The organism is Veronia nyctiphanis, from assembly GCF_004116385.1.
Taxonomy (GTDB): Bacteria; Pseudomonadota; Gammaproteobacteria; order Enterobacterales; family Vibrionaceae; genus Veronia; species Veronia nyctiphanis.
Map to the genome: position 1 here is coordinate 1 of NZ_PEIB01000022.1, position 16,286 is coordinate 16,286.

Annotated in this window: 10 protein-coding genes and 5 pseudogenes; 9 read left to right on the forward strand and 6 right to left on the reverse strand. The window is 48.2% G+C overall.

Going from position 1 to position 16,286, the window contains the following annotated elements; all coding sequences use genetic code 11:
- Window positions 1-607 precede the first annotated feature (607 nt).
- Both groL and CS022_RS15885 read right to left on the reverse strand, forming a co-directional pair.
- Window positions 608-2,245: a chaperonin GroEL gene (gene groL / locus CS022_RS15880; RefSeq protein WP_129123117.1), complete on the reverse strand. Its 1,638-nt coding sequence runs from the start codon at window positions 2,243-2,245 to the stop codon at window positions 608-610.
- Window positions 2,246-2,286: 41 nt separating this feature from the next.
- Window positions 2,287-2,577 carry a co-chaperone GroES gene (locus CS022_RS15885; RefSeq protein ID WP_129123118.1) on the reverse strand — a complete coding sequence of 97 codons (291 nt, stop codon included), beginning with the start codon at window positions 2,575-2,577 and terminating at the stop codon, window positions 2,287-2,289.
- Window positions 2,578-2,784: 207 nt separating this feature from the next.
- On the opposite strand from CS022_RS15885, the pseudogene CS022_RS15890 reads away from it, so the two are divergent.
- Window positions 2,785-4,136: pseudogene (locus CS022_RS15890) on the forward strand (MATE family efflux transporter).
- Here CS022_RS15890 and CS022_RS15895 read toward each other — a convergent pair.
- Window positions 4,131-4,592, reverse strand: a complete 462-nt coding sequence (locus CS022_RS15895; RefSeq protein ID WP_129123119.1) for a MarR family winged helix-turn-helix transcriptional regulator — start codon at window positions 4,590-4,592, stop codon at window positions 4,131-4,133. The pseudogene CS022_RS15890 and the gene CS022_RS15895 overlap by 6 nt on opposite strands.
- A gap of 290 nt (window positions 4,593-4,882) precedes the next feature.
- Between CS022_RS15895 and CS022_RS15900 the strand changes: the two are divergent.
- The 4 genes and pseudogenes from CS022_RS15900 to CS022_RS15915 all read left to right on the forward strand — a co-directional run bounded on the left by CS022_RS15900 (window position 4,883) and on the right by CS022_RS15915 (window position 9,662).
- A pseudogene (locus CS022_RS15900) lies at window positions 4,883-6,018 on the forward strand (homogentisate 1,2-dioxygenase).
- 34 nt (window positions 6,019-6,052) lie between these two features.
- Window positions 6,053-7,036, forward strand: coding sequence for a fumarylacetoacetate hydrolase family protein (locus tag CS022_RS15905; RefSeq protein ID WP_129123120.1), 984 nt, complete (start codon window positions 6,053-6,055; stop codon window positions 7,034-7,036).
- Between the two features lie 23 nt (window positions 7,037-7,059).
- A complete protein-coding gene (maiA, locus tag CS022_RS15910; RefSeq protein WP_129123121.1) occupies window positions 7,060-7,686 on the forward strand; it encodes a maleylacetoacetate isomerase in 627 nt (208 codons plus the stop codon).
- Window positions 7,687-7,694: 8 nt separating this feature from the next.
- Window positions 7,695-9,662, forward strand: a complete 1,968-nt coding sequence (locus CS022_RS15915; RefSeq protein WP_129123122.1) for an acetoacetate--CoA ligase — start codon at window positions 7,695-7,697, stop codon at window positions 9,660-9,662.
- 64 nt (window positions 9,663-9,726) lie between these two features.
- Here the strand turns inward: CS022_RS15915 and CS022_RS15920 are convergent.
- Window positions 9,727-10,229 (reverse strand): annotated as a pseudogene (locus CS022_RS15920) (FxsA family protein).
- A 302-nt stretch (window positions 10,230-10,531) separates the two neighbouring features.
- On the opposite strand from CS022_RS15920, the pseudogene CS022_RS15925 reads away from it, so the two are divergent.
- Window positions 10,532-11,907 (forward strand): annotated as a pseudogene (locus tag CS022_RS15925) (aspartate ammonia-lyase).
- Window positions 11,908-11,954: 47 nt separating this feature from the next.
- On the opposite strand, the gene CS022_RS15930 reads toward CS022_RS15925, so the two are convergent.
- Both CS022_RS15930 and CS022_RS24910 read right to left on the reverse strand, forming a co-directional pair.
- Window positions 11,955-12,485 (reverse strand): hypothetical protein, encoded by a 531-nt coding sequence (locus CS022_RS15930; RefSeq protein ID WP_129123123.1) that lies wholly within the window; start codon window positions 12,483-12,485, stop codon window positions 11,955-11,957.
- A gap of 310 nt (window positions 12,486-12,795) precedes the next feature.
- Window positions 12,796-12,951, reverse strand: coding sequence for a hypothetical protein (locus CS022_RS24910; RefSeq protein ID WP_161569653.1), 156 nt, complete (start codon window positions 12,949-12,951; stop codon window positions 12,796-12,798).
- A gap of 213 nt (window positions 12,952-13,164) precedes the next feature.
- Between CS022_RS24910 and CS022_RS15935 the strand changes: the two genes are divergently transcribed.
- From CS022_RS15935 to CS022_RS15945, 3 genes and pseudogenes are all read left to right on the forward strand, one after another.
- Window positions 13,165-14,991 (forward strand): protein-disulfide reductase DsbD, encoded by a 1,827-nt coding sequence (locus CS022_RS15935; RefSeq protein ID WP_129123124.1) that lies wholly within the window; start codon window positions 13,165-13,167, stop codon window positions 14,989-14,991.
- 136 nt (window positions 14,992-15,127) lie between these two features.
- Window positions 15,128-15,757: pseudogene (locus CS022_RS15940) on the forward strand (response regulator transcription factor).
- 242 nt (window positions 15,758-15,999) lie between these two features.
- Window positions 16,000-16,269, forward strand: coding sequence for a DUF4212 domain-containing protein (locus tag CS022_RS15945; protein ID WP_129123125.1), 270 nt, complete (start codon window positions 16,000-16,002; stop codon window positions 16,267-16,269).
- Window positions 16,270-16,286 lie beyond the last annotated feature (17 nt).

Sequence of the window (16,286 nt, forward strand, 5' to 3'; positions counted from 1 at the left end):
CTCTTCAATTAGAATTTTGTTGTTACCCGAAGGTAACGGCTCAATGAAATACTGTTGTGTTTTGTCTCCGCTTTTAAAAAGCAGAAGCAAAACGAATTGACTGTGCCGATATAACTGAAGTTATCTCGTTTGGTCACTCAGTAAACATTGATAAATCTTTTTGTCTATCATTCACGAGTGCCCACACAGATTGCATAGGTCAAATTGTTAAAGAGCTTGTCGCGGTGAGGTTAACTCTTGGCTCCTGAGCTTTCATGCTCTGTGCCCCGTCGACAGGAAGCGCAGTATAGGGACTTCGAAAAATGGCGCAACCCTTTTTTATGAAAAAATCACGTTTTCCCTTTCAAGCGGTCAAAGATCAATCAAATGTTTAGGTTTTGGCTATTTCGCCACCAATAAAACAGTCAATAAGGGTTTTTTCATTCGCTTGCCTCAGCAGATCGAGTAAAGCACAAATTCACTGAGTTGCACATTTTTGTGATTTGAAAACGATGTTAATTAGCCGATGACACGGTTATGAGAATAGTCATGCGTATTTTTTGTTTGGCTGGAGACACAAAAAAGCCCGCGTAAGCGGGCTTTTCCAAGCAATTTCGGTGAGCGATGATTACATCATGCCGCCCATACCACCCATACCGCCCATGTCAGGCATTGCAGGTGCGTCTTGCTTGGGCAGTTCACTTACCATTGCTTCGGTAGTGATCATCAGGCCGGCAACAGATGCTGCGAACTGAAGTGCTGAACGCGTCACTTTTGTTGGGTCAAGGATACCCATTTCGATCATGTCGCCGTACTCGCCAGTTGCCGCGTTGTAACCGTAGCTACCTTCGCCTTGTTTAACTTGGTTAGCAACTACTGAATCCTCATCACCTGCGTTTAGCGTGATCTGACGGATTGGTGCTTCCATTGCACGAAGCGCTACACGGATACCCACGTTCTGGTCTTCGTTCACGCCTTCAACATTTTCAACTTTGTGTGCTGCGCGGATAAGTGCAACACCACCACCAGCAACCACGCCTTCTTCAACAGCAGCACGGGTTGCGTGCAGTGCATCTTCAACGCGGTCTTTCTTCTCTTTCATTTCTACTTCGGTTGCGGCACCCACTTTGATAACTGCAACACCGCCAGCCAGTTTCGCAACACGCTCTTGAAGTTTCTCTTTGTCGTACTCTGATGTCGCTTCTTCGATTTGCTGACGAATTTGAGTAACACGTCCTTCAATAGCGGCTTCTTCACCGTTACCATCGATGATCGTGGTGTTTTCTTTGGTGATGCTTACACGCTTAGCCTGACCCAGATCTTCCAGAGTGACTTTCTCAAGCTCCAGACCGATTTCTTCTGAGATAACGGTACCCGCAGTCAGCGTTGCGATATCTTGCAGCATTGCTTTACGACGGTCGCCGAAACCTGGTGCTTTAACAGCAGCAACTTTAACGATGCCACGCATGTTGTTCACGACCAGTGTTGCCAGCGCTTCACCTTCTACATCTTCAGCAATGATCAGTAGAGGACGTGATGATTTCGCCACAGCTTCAAGCGTAGGCAGAAGCTCACGGATATTTGAGACTTTCTTGTCAACAAGCAAGATGAATGGGTTTTCCAGCTCTACTGAACCAGACTCTTGGTTGTTGATGAAGTATGGAGACAGGTAACCGCGGTCAAACTGCATACCTTCAACCACGTCCAGCTCGTCTTGCAGTGACTGACCTTCTTCAACAGTGATAACACCGTCACGGCCTACTTTTTCCATTGCTTCAGCAATGATGTTACCGACGGTCTCATCAGAGTTTGCTGAGATAGTACCAACTTGAGCGATAGCTTTAGTATCAGCACATGGAACAGACAGGCCTTTCAGCTCTTCAACTGCAGCCGCTACCGCTTTGTCGATACCGCGCTTCAGATCCATTGGGTTCATGCCTGCTGCTACTGCTTTCAGGCCTTCGTTAACGATAGACTGAGCTAGAACAGTTGCTGTGGTGGTGCCGTCACCCGCTGCGTCATTTGCTTGCGAAGCAACTTCTTTCACCATTTGTGCGCCCATGTTCTGGAATTTGTCTTCCAGTTCAATTTCACGCGCAACAGATACACCGTCTTTAGTGATGGTCGGTGAACCGAAAGATTTGTCTAAAACAACATTACGGCCCTTAGGACCCAAGGTCACTTTTACCGCATCAGCAAGTACGTTTACGCCTTCCAGCATTTTTACGCGAGCATCGTTACCAAACTTAACTTCTTTAGCTGCCATTTTTATTTCCTTTCTTAATTCTTAGTTCGAGGTGAAATGAATTACTCAACGATAGCCATGATGTCGCTTTCAGACAGGATCAGGACTTCTTTACCGTCAATCTTTTCGCTCTTTGTGCCGTAGCCTTCAGAGAAGATGACGTTATCACCAACTTTAACGTCCAGCGGTTGTACGTTGCCATTCTCGAGAATGCGGCCGTTACCGACTGCCAGAATCACACCGCGGGTTGATTTCTCTGCCGCAGAGCCTGTTAGTACGATACCACCGGCAGATTTTGACTCTGCTTCCTGGCGTTCAACAATTACTCGGTCATGAAGTGGACGAATGTTCATTGGTCGTCTCCTGAATATTGAATGTTATTCCATGTGATAAGTAGTGGCGGTTTCGCACACTAACCATTTTGTAAACCGGATGTGGGGATGGTTTTTTTCAATAACAAGTGGCGGAGGCAAAAATTTTTTGATTTTTTCACGATACCTTTTGCTCCATCACACTCTATCTATTAGGGTAGCCACGCAATCTTTGCCTAAGGGAGCGATATGAGTGACAAGCATGGCTTGTTGGCAGGCCCGATTGACGAGACGCTGACCCGGATGACTATCCCCATGGTCTTTGGCCTGCTGGCTATCCTGATGTTCAATCTCGTTGATACGTTTTTTATATCTCTGCTCGGGACACATGCCCTGGCAGCTATCAGCTTCACGTTTCCGATTACGTTCGCCGTAACCAGCATCACTATGGGCCTAGGTGCCGGGTTATCCACCTCTGTTGCCCGCCTACTTGGACAAAACAAATCTCATGCCGCTGCAAGCATGACTGCACACGGCTTACTTCTCGCCGTGTTGCTGATTGTCATCATGGTGTCTCTGGGTTATTTCACCATCGATCCCTTGTTCAAGCTGCTGGGTGCCGACGAGACATTACTGCCACTCATCCGGGAATATATGGTCATCTGGTATCCAACTATCCCACTGTTGGTGATCCCCATGGTAGGCAACGCATCATTACGCGCCTCTGGAGATACCAAAACACCCGCTAAAATTATGGTTGTCGCCGGAGTTATCAACGGCATATTGGATCCTCTGCTTATCTTTGGCTACGGGCCATTTCCTGAGCTGGGTATTCAGGGCGCTGCCATAGCGAGCGCCATTAGCTGGGCCGCAGCACTTGCCTGCTCGTTGTATATGTTGACGATAAAAGAAAAGCTACTTTCATGGCCGTCCTTACTAAGCTTGCCTGATGACTGGCGGGCAATTTTATCCATCGGAACACCTGCGGCACTATCGAATGTACTGACCCCCATTTCCAGCGCAGTGTTGATGTGGCTTTTGGCATCTCAAGGAGCAGTTAGTGTCGCGGCCTATGGCGCAGCACAACGCGTGGAGTCGTTAATGCTTATTGTGATGATGGCACTGACGTCAGCGTTGACGCCAATGATGGCGCAAAATTTCGGTGCGGGTAATCCTGAAAGGGCATTTCAAACACTCTTCCGCGCGATACGCTTTTCGTTAATGTTTCAGTTCTTGATGTTTATCGCCATGGTGCCTCTGAGCCATCCCATTGCGGTGATGTTCAGTCAAGAAGCCGGCGTACAGGAGAAGCTTTGGCATTACCTGCTGATTGTGCCTTTGTGTTATGGCTTGCAGGGTGCTTGATGATGCTGGTGAGTGCGTTGAACGCAATGAAAAAGCCCATCATCTCGTTTGGTTTTAACCTGACAAGGCTTTTTCTTTTAGTCCTGCCACTGGCATGGCTTGGCAGTGAAATATGGCAAACCGAGGGGCTTTTCATTGGAATCGCGTTAGCGAACGGGATATCAGGAATTGTGGCGTATCTTACTGCCGTCCACTTTAGACGGCAGGCGCTAGCAGAGTGGAGGAGCACCTTATAAGGGCGACGGTGTGACGCCGTCAGCCTTCGCAAGCAGTAGATCCAGCGCTTTGAACAGGTCGCGATATTGCGCAGCGCTCATGCCCGCGAGCATCTCACTTTCCCACTCCAGTGCTCTAGGCACGATACGTTGGTATAGCTCTTTCCCTTTCAAAGTCAGGTGAAGGTATGCCGCACGGTGGTCATTCTGATCTCTGACTCTGCACACATATCCTTTACTCTCAAGGCTTGCCAATGTGCGCGATACCCGCACTTTATCGAGACTGGTTTCTGCAGATAATTCTTTGGCTTTCACACCATCACGGTTTCCCAATGTCGCCAAGATACGCCACTCAGGACGAGTAATACCAAATTCTTCTTCATACAATCGCGCTAGTCCACCCGCCACGTGCTCCGCCGTTTTAACCAGTTTGTAGGGTAAAAAGTTATCCAATGAAAAATCGATAGGTGCTGACATAAATGCGGTTACCCCTTCATGGTTGTGTCGAATGCAGTGCCAAAACACTGTTCGACTTCATCATTGAGAAATAGTTTCTCAAGAAATCGTTACATCTTTAATTGTTACTACGTCGAGCACAGCTCGCCAACGGTAACCCTTGAACTTAAGACATTTTCAATAGACCAGTCACAAATATGACTAAATTTCCGTCATTCTTGTTGTTGCCATAGTGAACAATTTAGGGCTATCATAGCATATAGTTACAAATGAAACCAAATAAGGCCCGCAAGGCCAACAGGGAGACGAGTATGCGCAAGTGGTTTTCATTTCCAATCAAAGAGGGTGAAACCTCACGCCAGGCCCATTGTGATCTGCCTGAAGGAACATATGAGAGAGAATGTGGCAAAGAAGGCTTCTTTGGCCCGGCCACGCATATGTACCACCAGCATGCACCTACGGGTTGGTCTCATTGGGAAGGCTCACTACGCCCACATGCATTTGATACCAACAAGGTAGAGAATGCGGAAGGCAACCCAATGACTGCCCCTCTGCTGCTGACTAACCCGAACGTTAAAGTCCGTATCTGGAACTGCGACGAGCAGATGAATTATCTCGTGCGTAATGGCGATGGCGATGACTGTCTGTTTGTTCATGAAGGCAGCGGCGATCTTTACTGTGACTATGGCCACCTGTCATTCCGCGACGGTGATTACCTGATCATTCCACGCTCGACCAACTGGCGTATCGTGCCGAAAGAGCCTGTGACTATGCTGATGATCGAGGCCACGCATAGCTCTTATATGAGTTCTGATAAAGCATCGTCGGTGATCACGCGGTCTATGACCCTGCCATCCTTGAGCACGCGTCAATCAACGACGCGTTTAAAGCACAGCAAAGCAGTAACGAGACTTGGCAGGTCTTCCTGAAATCACGTAACGAGATGAACTGCATTACGTATCCGTTCAATCCGCTAGATGCGAAGGGCTGGAAAGGTAATCTGACGGTATTCAAATTGAACTGGCGTGACATCCGTCCGTTGATGAGTCACCGTTACCACTTACCACCATCGGCACACACCACCTTTGTTGCCAGCGGCTTTGTCATTTGTACCTTTGTTCCCCGCCCTATCGAGAGCGATCCGGGTGCATTGAAGGTGCCGTTCTACCACAACAATGACGATTACGATGAGGTCATTTTCTATCACCGTGGCGAATTCTTCAGCCGTGACAACATTCACCCGGGTATGGTGACGCACCACCCATGTGGCTTCCCTCACGGCCCACACCCGAAAGCCTTCGCTGCAGGCGCGAAACGCGTTAAAGCAGAAACTGACGAAGTGGCAGTGATGATTGATACACGTATGCCTTTGGATCTCGCTGAAGCAGCAGTGGCAACAGAAGACAAAGATTACGTGAAATCCTGGCAGACACCACCGACAGCTTAAGTTCATTAGGCCAAGGTAAAGTAAGGAGAAGACAATGAAACTGGCATCTTTGAAACACGGACGCGACGGCAAACTCATTGTCGTCTCCCGAGATCTCAAACAGGCTGTTGAAGTATCTGACATTGCACCGACCTTGCAGGTCGCACTGGATAACTGGTCAGATTCAGCCCCTGCGCTCGAAAAGCGCTATCAAGCTCTCAATGACGGCCAATGCACCGATGCGTTCAGCTTTGATCCGGCGGCGTGCGCTTCTCCTTTACCCCGAGCCTATCAATGGGCTGACGGTAGTGCTTATGTCAACCATGTCGAACTGGTCAGAAAAGCACGTGGTGCCGAGGTACCCGAAAGCTTTTGGACAGACCCGTTGATGTATCAGGGAATGTCTGATGGTTTTCTGGCACCACATGATGACATTGAACTTTGTGACGAAGCGTGGGGCTGTGACTTTGAGGCTGAAATTGCGGTGATCACTGACGATGTGCCCATGGCATCATCGGCAGAGCAAAGCGCGAAACACATTAAGTTACTGATGTTGGTCAACGATGTGTCACTGAGAAACCTTATCCCCGCTGAGCTGGCGAAAGGCTTTGGCTTCTTTCAGTCAAAACCTGCATCAGCGTTTTCTCCTGTCGCTGTGACACCGGATGAACTCGGCGATGTCTGGCAGAACAATAAAGTTCATCTGCCTCTCGAAGTTAACCTCAACGACAAGCTGTTCGGCGCACCGAATGCAGGCGTTGATATGACCTTTGACTTCTCGCAGTTGGTTGCCCACGTGGCCAAAAGTCGTCATGTCGCAGCAGGCACCATTGTCGGCTCCGGCACAGTGTCGAACCTTGATCGCAGCAAAGGCTCTTGCTGTCTGGCTGAACGCCGTATGCTTGAAATTATTGAACATGGCGAAGCAAAAACGCCATTCATGAAGTATGGCGACAAAATAGAAATTGATATGCATGACAGCAAAGGCGATTCGATCTTCGGTAAGATCAGCCAGACTGTTGTGCCTTATACCCGCTAATTCACGTGTAAATGGCAGAGATCATGGAAAGAACGCTCTACGATTACAGCAAATCCTCGGCATCATACCGAGTGAGAATTGCACTGAATCTAAAAGGCCTTGATTACGAGGCCATCTCAGTTCCGTTGCTGGAAAATGCCCAGCGAAGCGTCGACTACTTACAGAAAAATCCTGCTGGTTTGGTACCAAGCTTTATCGAAGATAGTGAGGTGATCACCCAATCGCTGGCGATCCTTGAGTATCTAGAAGAGAAGCACCCAGAAACAGCATTGTTACCAGAAGGTGCAGTCGAACGCGCTCGCTGCCGAGCTTTGGCTCTCGATATTGCCTGTGATGTCCACCCTCTGAACAATCTAAGAGTATTGAAGTATCTCACCGGACATATGGGCCATAGTGAGCAAGAGAAACTGGATTGGTATCTGCACTGGCTGAAAGAAGGGCTGGCCGCGCTGGAAGCAAAACTGGCTCACAGTAACTCGCGTTTTTGCTGTGGTAACATCCCGACCATAGCCGATGTTTGTCTGGTGCCGCAGATGTTTAATGCACGCCGGTTCGAGCTTGATCTCAGCCCTTATCAAAGGTTAGTAGCGATCGATGCGGAATGTCAGTCCCTGCCTGCCTTTGAAAAGGCGCATCCAGCCAACGTTTAGGAGTAACTATGGATCAACAACCCCTATGGCGCCCCAGCGCCAAGCGTGTTGCCGATGCAAACATGACGGAGTTCATTCAGGCTGTTAACCAGCAGAATGATGTCAAATTAAAGGATTATGCTTCGCTCTATCAATGGTCTGTGGCTGAGAGCGATGCTTTTTGGGCAGCACTGTGGGATTTCTCCGGAGTCATCGGTGATCGTGGGGACAGGATCCGTTATACCGATGCTAACAGCCCGGCGAAAAACAGCCAGTGGTTTCCGGATGCCAAGATAAACTTTGCGGAAAACCTGCTGCAATGGGCTGACGAAATGGGCCCACAAGACGCCATTGTCTTCAGTGGTGAGCTGGAAACACCGCGCACGCTTAGCTGGACGATGCTCCGCAATCAGGTGGCCTATGTTGCTGAACTCCTCAAAGCACAGGGTATTGAAGAAGGAGATGTTGTCGCAGGCTACCTGCCAAACATTTCTGAAACCGTTGTGGCAATGCTCGCAGCCACCTCGCTCGGCGCGATTTGGACATCCACTTCTCCCGATTTTGGCGTTGAAAGTGTGCTCGACAGGTTCGGACAAACCGAACCAAAAGTCCTCTTCACTACAGATTGTTATCACTACAACGGCAAGACGCACGATAGCCTGAGTAAAGCTCGTGATATTGCTGCCCGGGTCAACAGCATCCAACAACTGGTCGTGATCCCGTTTGCAGGTGACGGCTCACTGAGTCAACCGCTAAGCAATGACGAACAAAACTGGCGTGATCTTCTGGAAGGCGATGTCCCGACGCTGACCTTTACCAGAACCGATTTTAATGCCCCGCTTTATATCCTGTATTCATCAGGTACGACGGGTAAACCCAAGTGCATTGTCCACAGCGTAGGCGGTACCTTACTCAACCACCTGAAAGAGCACCAGCTTCATTCAGACGTGAAAGTTGGCGACCGTTTGTTCTACTTCACCACCTGTGGCTGGATGATGTGGAACTGGATGGTCACCGCGCTGGCGAGCGGCGCAACACTGGTGCTGTTTGATGGCAGCCCGTCATGCCCTGACACAGGCGTACTTTGGCGTTTGGCTGAATCACAGAAAGTGACTCTATTTGGCACATCGGCCAAATACTTGGAAGCGCTAGAAAAGCAGAACTATGTGCCGGGTAAAGAGCATAACCTCGAGAAACTGAGAACCCTCTGCTCAACTGGTTCAGTCCTTGCCCCTGAACAGTTTGATTACGTGTACCGCGATATCAAGCAAGATGTGCAGCTTAGCTCAATAGCCGGTGGTACCGATATCTGTGGCTGTTTCGTGCTGGGTAGCCCAATCAGCCCTGTCTACAAAGGGCAGGCTCAGGTTCGTGGCCTTGGTATGGATGTCAACGTATTCAACAGTGCCGGACAGCCTGTCGTAGAAGAGAAAGGTGAGCTGGTTTGTTGCAACTCGTTCCCGAACCAACCTGTTGGTTTCTGGCACGATCATGATGGTGCGCGCTATCACAAAGCCTACTGGGATAAAATTCATGACGTCTGGTTCCACGGCGATTACGTGGAGCTCACGTCACAAGGTGGTATGACCTTCTTTGGCCGATCGGATGCGATCCTCAATCCAGGTGGTGTTCGAATTGGTACCGCTGAGATCTACCGCCATGTCAATCAGTTGGAAGAGATCCTCGATTCTGTGGTGATTGGACAAGAATGGCAAAATGATGTTCGCGTGGTGCTGTTTGTGAAAATTCTGCCGGGTGTCGATCTGGATGATCAACTCGAAACACTTGTCAGAAAAGAGATCCGCACCCACTGCACGCCGCGTCATGTGCCTGCAAAAATCGTAGGTGTCACCGATATTCCACGAACCAAATCTGGAAAGCTGGCAGAGCTTGCCGTCAGGGATGTGGTTCACGGGCGGGAAGTCGCACAGCTTAGTGCACTTGATAACCCAGAGTCTTTGGCGCAATACAAAAACCGTCCTGAACTGGACGACTAAAATCAAGCAACCCCTCATGCAATCAGCCCGGCATAAACCGGGCTGATTTTTTATTTCTGCTTCGTTATTCGAGGCGATCTTTGTCTTTATCGTCTTTTCTCTCGAATTCACCTTCAAAGGTGTCACCGTCTCTGGCGTCAGGCTGTTGCTGACGAAACGAATCATGCTGCTGACGCTGCTCTGTGTAAGCTTGAAACCCCGCCGTTCCTCCGCCTTGTCTGAACTTCGTCAGGCAATATTTCGCAATCATTGCGCGTGGGCCGGACAAGAGTACCGTCATTCCCATGGCATCAGTCATAAAGCTGGAGTCAGCAACAAAACACCCGCTACTGCCAGTAATACACCTTCCATAATTTGTTGCGCAGGCAATTGCCCTTGTTGCATACGGCTTTGCGCAGTCATCAACGTTTGTAATCCCTGACTTCTGACCAAAGACGCACCGACTACCGCTGTCACTAATACCAGTGCCAGTGTGGTCCATAACCCAAGAAACCCGCCGACCTGAATAAACAGACCAATTTCAATGATGGGCACAACGATAAATAAAAATAAAATAACCGGAAACACGTTCATCCTTTATTTACTGTGTTTTGCGTATGCTACCACTTTCGCCGCCTGATCCCAGCAGTAAGTCGATAAGTCACACACATGTTAACGTTAAGTCATATCCTGTTACACCATACCAACCGTTGCTCTTGGCAAGAAATTTTTTATGTTCCAGAAAAGTGATCAGAGAGCTTTTTTTGCTCTGACCAAGAGTAAAATCATCAACATAAAACATCGATATAGTGCCGATTAATCGAAAAATTAACCTTAAAAAAACTATAAGTGCAATTAATTACACTATTCATAATAAGAAATGGCACACAATGAGTCAGTTAAGCTCTACCCTTACCTCGATAGAAACTATGCCAACCATTACGCGCACTGAATACGACCTGCTAGGACAAAGGCAAGTCCCCGCTGATGCGTATTATGGAATTCATACTCTACGGGCAGTAGAGAATTTTCGCATCTCCAATACCACCATTTCAGATGTGCCGGAGTTTGTGAGAGGCATGGTTTACACCAAAAAGGCCGCAGCCATGGCGAATAAAGAGCTGGGTGCCATTCCCGCTGACGTCGGTCAGTATATTATTCAGGCATGTGACCTGATCCTTGAGTCCGGCAAGTGCATGGATCAATTCCCGTCTGATGTTTTTCAAGGCGGCGGGCACATCGGTCAACATGAACGCCAATGAAGTTATAGCAAACCTCGCGCTTGAGTTAATGGGACATGAAAAGGGCGAATACGACATCATCAATCCCAACGACAATGTTAACAAGAGTCAGTCGACAAACTGCGCCTACCCAACAGGCTTTCGTATCGCCGTTTACAACAGCGTGTTAACGCTGGTCTCTTCAATTTTCCATTTGCAGCAGGCTTTCGAAGAAAAAGGGACTGAATTTAAAGATGTACTGAATATGGGGCGAACCCAGCTTCAGGATGCCGTGCCGATGACCGTGGGACAGGAGTTTCAAGCCTTTTCCACACTACTCAAAGAAGAAATAAAAAACCTGAAATACACCTCTGAGCTCCTGCTCGAGATTAACCTTGGCACCACAGCGATTGGCACCGGGCTCAATGCCGTTGAAGGTTATCAACATCTCGCGGTGCAGCGCCTTGCAGAAGTAACCGGCCTCGACTGCAAACCCGCGGAAGATTTGTAATGACTTACGTCTTTTGTCATCAGGGCCGCGCGCAGGACTGAACGAAATCAACCTGCCCGAAATGCAGGCAGGCTCTTCAATCATGCCAGCAAAAGTAAATCCAGTGATCCCTGAAGTCGTCAATCAGGTATGCTTCAAAATGATGGGCAACGACACCACAATCACCTTTGCAGCTGAAGCGGGACAACTGCAGCTAAACGTGATGGAGCCCGTTATCGGTTAAGCGCTGTTTGAATCCATTGATATTCTCTCGAATGCCTGTATCAATCTTTCCGATAAATGCGTCAGCGGCATCACCGTAAATAAAGACGCTTGTGAAGCCTATGTCTTTAATTCTATCGGTATTGTTACCTATCTCAATCCGTTCATCGGCCATCATGAGGGCGATATTGTAGGTAAAATTTGTGCCGAAACAGGTAAGAGCGTACGTGAGGTGGTGATTGAGCGTGGCTTGCTGACAGCAGAACAGTTAGATGAAACCTTCTCGGTCGACAACCTGATGCGCCCGAAATATAAAGCTAAGCGCTTCATTTGATAACAAAAAACACAGGTAACCAAAAAAGAGGTTTCAGCGCCTCTTTTTCAATTTAAACATGTCTTGAGCTGCTGAACCGAAGCTGGCGAAAGGGTAAGCGTATTTTTCAGAGTCACAGGTATCGCTTGCTGCTCTCCCATAGTCAGTGTTCTGTCAAATCCCAATGCGACTGGATTGTTGCCGACCTGATTGTTCACAATCACCCCTGAGACACGTGAACGGTGGCTACCAGATACTCGCGTCACGCTGATGGTTTGTGTCAATCCGATATCAACGGGTATTGAAACTCTCTCGCCTCCACTGTCTATATTCAGCAAGCTGATATCAGATGTCGAATCATCAAAAATCATTCTGCTGCATGCAGACAAGCCGTTTTTCAGCTCAAAGGTCGGCAGCATCATTGCATTGGAAATATCGCCGCTTTCATCTTCACGGTAAAGCATCGTTTCGACTTTCACCGTGTCAGCATCAACTGACATGACAGACATTAGCAATATCTCGTTATCATATTTTGGTGTTAAAGAAGGAACAGAAGAACAACCCGTCAGCAGTATCATGAGTCCAATGAGGCGTTTCAAGGTATTCAGTCTCCAGATGGTGTCACCGTTAAATTCTGAAGGCAGAGCCTAACACACTGCACAGCACAAATGAACAGTGTACATTTGTGCTGTGCAGTGTTCACCTAAGAATCATTTTTCAGTTATCCCATAAAAAACTGCGTGATGTAGACACCCACGATTGAGATGACAACCAAAGATCGACGTGTCGCTCTTTTTGAATTCCTTTCCGGTGACAACACCTCTTTACGAGGCTCTTCGTGATAGCTCTTTTTGTAAAGTTCTGGGGAGTAAACAGGATACATAATGGCATCTCCTTTTGGGCAAGTGATCAAACGATGAAAAGATAGTTAATGAACAAACCAGCAATTGCGCCTGCTGCTGCCAGCGCACCCAATGGAGAAAGCTCTTTCTTCCTGTTGTATTGCTCAACAAGTGCCTGATGGTGGGCTTTAATGTGAAGATCGGTTGAATAATATTGATACATAATCTGTTCCTTGATGTTGTTGTCTCATTGGTTTCCACTCTAAAACCTCAACTTAACTTCAGGAAAAGTGTTTTTTCATAAAAAACTAATAAAAGCTTTGCTTCATAAACAAAAGGGAAAATGGGCAATTGGTGATGAAACATTATTCAGTCATATCCGGTCTGGGTGATATAGTGGGAATTAACGAGTAACAATGGGTATCTGTTAACAACAATGTTTTCTAAACTTTGCCGTTTGATGGCGCTGATAGCTGTCTTAGGTTGCATGCCTCAGGCTGCCAATGCTGAATTCAGCTTATTTGGCCAAACTTCGACACCAAGTAACGATGTTTCGTTTATTCCTGTTGATCAGGCTTTTCCCTTTAATTTTTCACAGCAAGGGAATTTGCTCTATCTGGATTGGCAGGTCACCCCTGGGTACTACCTCTATAAAGATAAAATGAAAATCACAGGGAGTGACGGCATAGAACTCGGTCGTGTTGACCTGCCTGCTGGCGAACCTCATTACGATGAGTTTTTCGGTGAGGTGAGTGTTTACAAACAGCCCGTTACACTGAGTGCCATTATTCATTCGGCAACTGAAAACGCGACACTGAATGTCAGCTATCAGGGCTGCGCTGAAGCAGGCTTTTGCTACCCGCCGGAAACCATCAGTGTTCCTCTGACAAAAGTAGTAGCGGGTAATCAATCTTCAGGCAAGAAAGAGAATGCCACGTCAGCAAGTACTGACTTATTACCCGCTGTTGATGCTGATGCTACCGACAGCATGCAGCAAACCGATCAGGCACCGGAAGTCAGCAGTCTGGCGGATAACTGGTGGCAGCCTCTTCTGTTCCTTGGGTTGGGGATCGGCCTTGCGTTTACACCTTGCGTCTTGCCTATGTACCCAATACTGACAGGGATTGTTTTGGGCGGGGGGCGAAAAGGACACGCCACCACCTTCAAACTTTCCATACTGTATGTTCAGGGTATGGCACTGACCTACACCTTATTGGGTTTGGTCGTTGCGTCTGCGGGCTTGCAGTTTCAGGCGGCTTTGCAACACCCGTATGTTCTCTTGGGGATGAGTGTTGTGTTTATTCTCTTGGCATTGTCAATGTTTGGGGTCTTTACGCTGCAACTCCCCGCCGGTGCGCAAACTTGGTTGAGCCAAATCAGTAATCAGCAAAAAGGCGGTACTAACGCGGGCGTATTTACCATGGGGGCTATCTCAGGCCTGATTTGCTCCCCATGTACCACAGCGCCTTTATCCGGCGCTCTGATTTATGTAGCAAAAAGCGGCGATTTACTCACGGGGGCGGTAACCTTGTACGCACTGGCTCTCGGTATGGGTATTCCTTTGATTGCCGCGGCGATGTTCGGTAACAAGCTGCTACCAAAAGCGGGCGGTTGGATGGACGGCATCAAAGTCTTTTTTGGCTTTATCCTGCTGGCTGTTCCTATTTTCTTGCTTGAGCGTCTGATACCGGAGTTTTGGGCGTCGGTACTCTGGTCTGTCTGGTTACTAGCAGCGCTGGGTTGGCTCTATCACACCAGCAGACAAATGACGCCGGGCAAGCTCTCTAGCATCTTGGGTATTGCCGCGATTATCGGAATGAGCGCCGGCGCAGTGAATCTCTATCAAACCATAGGTTTACCGGGGGCTACCCACGCAAAAGAGGCGACGCACCTTGAATTTATCCGCGTCAGCTCTGCGAGTTCCCTTGAGAATGAGTTAGCCAAAGCAAAAGCAGCAGGTAAGCCTGTGATGTTGGACTTCTATGCTGACTGGTGTGTGGCGTGTAAAGAGTTCGAAAAGTATACATTCCACAACCCGTCAGTATCGCCAAAGCTGCAAAACTTTGTGCTGCTTCAGGCCGATGTGACTGAAAACCGACCGCAAGATGTGATGCTGCTCAGTGAGATGGGCGTCTTGGGCTTACCGACCCTCGAGTTTTGGGACAGCCAAGGCAATAAACTGCCTGCGGCCCGCTTAACGGGCTTTGTTGAAGCCAAACCGTTTCTTGAGCACCTCAATAAATACAAACTTGCTCCTCAATAAGAGCACTGCCCGGCTGCAACGCCGGGTAGTTTGTCGCTTTGCGCCCCGATCCATCTCTTACTTCCCCGTGCAATAAATTGATCCTCCTTCACACCAGTGCTAGCGTATCGATAAAAAAGGACAGATAAAACCTGACATGGACGCTCAATATTCAATAGTCATAGCAGATGATCACCCTCTGTTTCGCAATGCCCTGTTTCAGTCAGTGCATATGGCGATAAGTGGTGCGACCTTGCATGAGGCTGACAGCTAAGCAGCTTGCTTGCTCTGCTTGATAAAGACGCTGATATCGATCTGTTACTGCTGGATCTTAAAATGCCAGGTGCAGACGGCATGCTAGGCTCATTCAATTACGCAGTCAGTACCCTGACCTGCCGATTGTGGTGATCTCCGCGAATGAAGAGCCGAATGTCATTCGTCAGGTCAAATCTCATGGTGCGTTTGGTTTCATACCAAAATCTAGCGATATGCGTGAGTTGATGCGTTCACTGAACCAAGTACTCGCAGGTGAACCTTGTTTCCCGGAAGGCATCGATGACCATCAGGAAAGCGATGGGCTCCACGATAAGATTGCCTCACTAACACCTCAGCAATATAAAGTGCTTCACATGCTGGCCGAAGGCTGCTGAACAAGCAAATTGCCTTCGAGCTCGACGTGTCGGAAGCAACAATTAAAGCCCACATGACCGCTATTTTCCGCAAGCTTGGTGTCAAGAGCCGCACCCAAGCCGTTATTCTCCTTCAGCAGATGGATATTAATGCCTGAATGCCCAGCTTTCAGGCTACTCCATTACCGCTTCAGCTCTCATTTTCCTTTAATTCTCATTTCTAGCATTAGACCTTCGGCTAATGGTAACATTTCATTAACATTCCCAATCCGCACCACTTTCCTTTAAATTCAGATGCTTAGCCACCAAAACCGCTAGACTAAAGTTGCAATGTCAACTTGTCATCCTGCTGTTATGTTCAGAATGCAACAGTCTGAAAAATAGACAAGGAGAACAATCAATGGCATTTGAAAGTAAGGAACAATCAAAAGCCTACTGGGACAGAAACGTGAAACTGATGACAGTCTTACTGGTTATCTGGTTCGTGGTTTCTTTTGGCTGTGGGATCTTGTTTGTTGACGCCCTGAATACCATTCAGATTGGCGGATATAAACTTGGTTTCTGGTTCGCCCAGCAAGGCTCGATTTACGTCTTCCTCGGTATCATTTTCGTGTATGCACGTGAGATGCGGAAACTCGATCGTGAGTTTGGCGTCGATGATGACGATTAATAACGGCAAGGTGGAAT

Excerpts from the sequence above, each read along its gene's own strand:
- CS022_RS15915 (WP_129123122.1), top strand. The coding sequence starts at position 7,695 with ATGGATCAACAACCCCTATGGCGCCCCAGCGCCAAGCGTGTTGCCGAT.
- CS022_RS15885 (WP_129123118.1), bottom strand. The coding sequence starts at position 2,577 with ATGAACATTCGTCCACTTCATGACCGAGTAATTGTTGAACGCCAGGAA.
- CS022_RS15905 (WP_129123120.1), top strand. The coding sequence starts at position 6,053 with ATGAAACTGGCATCTTTGAAACACGGACGCGACGGCAAACTCATTGTC.
- groL (WP_129123117.1), bottom strand. The coding sequence starts at position 2,245 with ATGGCAGCTAAAGAAGTTAAGTTTGGTAACGATGCTCGCGTAAAAATG.
- CS022_RS15935 (WP_129123124.1), top strand. The coding sequence starts at position 13,165 with ATGTTTTCTAAACTTTGCCGTTTGATGGCGCTGATAGCTGTCTTAGGT.
- CS022_RS24910 (WP_161569653.1), bottom strand. The coding sequence starts at position 12,951 with ATGTATCAATATTATTCAACCGATCTTCACATTAAAGCCCACCATCAG.
- CS022_RS15895 (WP_129123119.1), bottom strand. The coding sequence starts at position 4,592 with ATGTCAGCACCTATCGATTTTTCATTGGATAACTTTTTACCCTACAAA.
- CS022_RS15945 (WP_129123125.1), top strand. The coding sequence starts at position 16,000 with ATGGCATTTGAAAGTAAGGAACAATCAAAAGCCTACTGGGACAGAAAC.
- maiA (WP_129123121.1), top strand. The coding sequence starts at position 7,060 with ATGGAAAGAACGCTCTACGATTACAGCAAATCCTCGGCATCATACCGA.